1 protein-coding gene is annotated in these 651 nt (G+C 38.2%); it reads left to right on the plus strand.

Features of this window, described 5'->3' with window-relative positions:
- The first annotated feature begins 155 nt into the window (after window positions 1–155).
- On the plus strand, window positions 156–611 hold the full coding sequence (gene tnpA / locus JEP40_RS18980) for an IS200/IS605 family transposase (protein ID WP_198624812.1): 456 nt from the start codon (window positions 156–158) through the stop codon (window positions 609–611).
- The last annotated feature ends 40 nt before the right edge of the window (window positions 612–651 follow it).

Below are 651 nucleotides of genomic sequence, written 5' to 3' on the forward strand. Positions count from 1 at the left end.
TTATGGCTTTAGCCAGTTTAAGTCGCGCTAGCGTCTTAAACATAAAACCACCCGCTATGCGGGTGGCATTCAAAGGTTATACCAAGAAAAACACCTTTCCGTTACGATATAGATGTTCAAGCTAATATTCGTAACTTAAATAAGGAAAGGTGTTTATGGGCATTAAAGCACAAAGCTCAGCACATACAAAGTGGCTGTGTAAATACCATATCGTCTTTTCGCCGAAATATAGACGGAAAGTGATTTTTAATAATATTCGTTCAAGTATAGGTGAGATCCTTAGAGACCTTTGTAAGTATAAAGGTGTTGAAATAATTGAAGGGCATCTCATGCCAGATCATGTGCATATGTTAGTGAGTATTCCACCGAAAATAAGTGTTTCAAGCTTTATGGGATATCTGAAGGGTAAAAGCTCGCTAATGATCTTTGATAGACATGCCAATCTAAAATATAAATTTGGCAACAGAAAGTTTTGGGCGGAAGGGTTCTATGTCACGACAGTGGGGCTAAACGAAGCCACAATTCAGAAGTATATCAGAGAGCAAGAAAAGTCGGATTTAATCTCGGATAAATTGAGTAGTAAAGAATATGTAAACCCCTTCAAGGGGTGAGCCAAAGTAGCAAAGACACTTAGCTTGAACGAAGAGAAAG

It is taken from the genome of Proteus vulgaris (assembly GCF_016239305.1).
GTDB lineage: Bacteria > Pseudomonadota > Gammaproteobacteria > Enterobacterales > Enterobacteriaceae > Proteus > Proteus vulgaris_C.

Excerpts from the sequence above, each read along its gene's own strand:
- tnpA (WP_198624812.1), top strand. The coding sequence starts at position 156 with ATGGGCATTAAAGCACAAAGCTCAGCACATACAAAGTGGCTGTGTAAA.